The sequence below is a fragment of the Epilithonimonas tenax DSM 16811 genome (assembly GCF_000428485.1).
In the GTDB taxonomy this organism is placed as follows: Bacteria; Bacteroidota; Bacteroidia; order Flavobacteriales; family Weeksellaceae; genus Epilithonimonas; species Epilithonimonas tenax.
In genome coordinates, this window is sequence record NZ_AUAA01000085.1 from 1 (window position 1) to 2,746 (window position 2,746).

Genomic DNA, 2,746 nt, shown 5'->3' on the forward strand with positions numbered 1-2,746 from the left:
TGGTATTTGAACTGGTACTGAATGTTCTTGAAACCAGGTAAATTTTGAAATATAAAGATATATTACACCTTCTGTTTTTTCTTGTCGGAAATTGACTCTGGAAATATCACCTTCATCACGAACTTCTTTCCAAATCAAAGTATTGATATCCGACCAACGTAAACCTGATAAACACGAAAAAAGAAAAGCTTTTTTCAAAACCGGATATTTACATTCCGCTTTTGCTAAACGTTGTAATTCATCAAAAATCAGATATTCTCTTTGGCTTTCTGCCTGCTCAAATGATTTAATTTTTGCTGCGTAATTTATTGTCAAACATCCATTATCGAAAGCATATCTAAGTGCAGCTTTAAACTTGTTGAAGTAAGAATACTTGGAACTTTGAGAAAGAGGTAAATCACTCTTACTGATTGCATCCTTCTCAAAGTATTTCCGTACTTTTTTAATGAAAAATTCATCAATCTCCTCAAAAGTTAAATTCTTTGGAACTACTTTTTTTAAATGTTGGTAGGTAGAGAACCAATTACCATAATTATTTGACGAATCGAGGGTTCGTTTTTCCTCAGCAAGATCAGCGAAGAAATTTAAAAATACCCGTTTAGCTTTCGCAGTATTTTTCAACTCAAATCTTCCTTGAGCATATTCAGCTTTTCGAATTGCAATTACATTTTCTGCAAATTCCAAAGCTTCTTTATTTTCTTTTTTTTCTTTGGCAGTTTTTGGATCTATAATTAGATAGGTATCTAAATTCTCAAAATTTCTCAGATGCTTTCTTTTTCCGTCATCAGTAATTTCAGAACCACGGTAAACTCTATTGACAGACTGATCCTTCCGTCCTTTAATTTTCTTTGACTAAGTGATATTTTCATAAATTCTGTTTTGTACTACTTTGTACTACTTTTCACTATTTTCGAGGTATGAAGTAGTACAAAAGTGGTACAAATATGGTCTAATAAGAGAAAATAAATTTATATAACTACCTGATATTCAAACAAAAGAAAGAAAAAGAAATCAAAGAAAAGCTAATTTATTTCCCGATACAAAAAGTAATTAGCATTAATAATCAATTAGTTACAATTAATCGGTACAAATAAGGTACAAAACCATTCAAAAAGTAACAAAATATCATAAAATTGAGTTGAGGTTTTTGGGAATATTTAAAGTAGATATTTCCTAACATTTCAAGCTCATCTAAATTAGCAAAATCAAACTTCTTTTTTCTGAATTATTTCAGCATCTTCAAATAACGGTTGTTCGAGGTTTGCAGTTAGCAAAATCGTTTCAATGCTTTTTAGTTGTTCAGGCTTCAAAGTTTTCAGTTTCTCATCATTAAAAACCATTCCGTTAATTTGAATGTAATTATTTTGGGTGTTATTGGTTTGCTGTTTCGGTTTTCCAATTTTTCCAGCAACTTCCAAAAACAAGCGACCTGCTTTTACATCGCCATTATTTGCAAGTCTATACATTTGCCAAACTATTTTATCCGCCATCATTTCGATTGATTCCTGTTGCGCTTTGTAAGATGAATGCTCTTTGAATGCTTTGATATGTTTGTGTACGGTGGTTCTGCTCAAATTAAGTTTCTGGGCTATTGCATTAACAGGCGGAAGATTATAATTTTCTTCGGTAAGTACTGAAATAGCCCACATAATATTAGAATGGTTCTGCTCCCAAAGTTGGTTTTTTGTATCAACAGATAACATTGCATCAATCTTCACTAAAAAATTTTCTTTTTCTTCGCCCTGCACGTTATTCATTCTGTCTTGTATCTCAAAATCGAGTTGCTTCAATTCATCTTTTGTAAAGTCCTTATAATCGTTGGGTGTGACTTTATCCAACTCCATTAACCGATTAATTTTATTTTGTGTTTCTGTAAACTTTTGTACACTTTTATCTGTTGCCATCGCTTAATATTTTGGTGTTAAAATTTGTCTTAATTGTTGTACTCTGTTGAGATAAGGCAAAAACGTTCTGTTTCCGTTGTTTGCCTTTGCTATCATTAAATTGGATTGAATGAATTTTGAAACGTCTAAAATCGTACTGCATTCATTCAGCTTTATTGGTTCTGTTGGGAATGATGTATTTGCATAAAACTGCTCCAATTCTGCAATCTCATTACTCCAAATTTCAGCGTACTTTTTGGGTTTTGCTTTAACTTTAGATTGAATATTTCTTATAGGACTTATAAGACTTATTTTATCCATTATTTTGGGTTCTTCCTTTATTTTTTCTTTTATGAGTTCGCCCTTTGTGTGAACGTCCTTTATTTTTTCTTTTCTGAACAAACGCCAATCCTGCTTTATCAAAATATCTGCAAAATCGTTTCCCTCATTTCTATCAGTATCATTGGCTAATTTCTCCAGCAAATCGGAAAAAACAAACCTTGTTCCTGTCAATTGCTTTTCAAAATCTTTGGCTTTGGCTTCCCATTCTTTGAACGTGTTGCCATCTTTTGATAAGTCGGGGAAAACAAAAACGTTTCTGCCTTTCAAAACTTCCATTTTATCAATTGAGAAACTGCTTTTATTGTAAACTGCCAACCAAATTAGATTTTCCGAACATTTGGGCAACCCGAAATATAAAGTTCCGTAAACGGCTGTTTTTGGTGCTTCTACCAATGCAATTGGATTCGTTGGAAACTTATTTAAAAGAACTCGTAGTGCATTATCAAACTAATGCAATTTTAATATTATTCATTTTTCTATTAAATACAAAAACATTTACAAATTGAATGAAAGTTAATGCT

The 2,746-nt window shown here is 31.8% G+C and carries 3 protein-coding genes and 1 pseudogene; all 4 read right to left on the minus strand.

Going from position 1 to position 2,746, the window contains the following annotated elements:
* Positions 1-684 (minus strand): site-specific integrase (locus F564_RS19655; RefSeq protein ID WP_228373935.1); only part of this gene is annotated, 684 nt, incomplete at its 3' end.
* A 521-nt stretch (positions 685-1,205) separates the two neighbouring features.
* On the minus strand, positions 1,206-1,904 hold the full coding sequence (locus tag F564_RS0117490) for an HTH domain-containing protein (RefSeq protein WP_028123715.1): 699 nt from the start codon (positions 1,902-1,904) through the stop codon (positions 1,206-1,208).
* A 3-nt stretch (positions 1,905-1,907) separates the two neighbouring features.
* Positions 1,908-2,204 (minus strand): DUF6965 family protein, encoded by a 297-nt coding sequence (locus F564_RS21250; RefSeq protein ID WP_394330640.1) that lies wholly within the window; start codon positions 2,202-2,204, stop codon positions 1,908-1,910.
* A gap of 264 nt (positions 2,205-2,468) precedes the next feature.
* Positions 2,469-2,639: pseudogene (locus tag F564_RS21255) on the minus strand (DUF6371 domain-containing protein); the annotation flags it as partial.
* Positions 2,640-2,746: the final 107 nt, after the last annotated feature.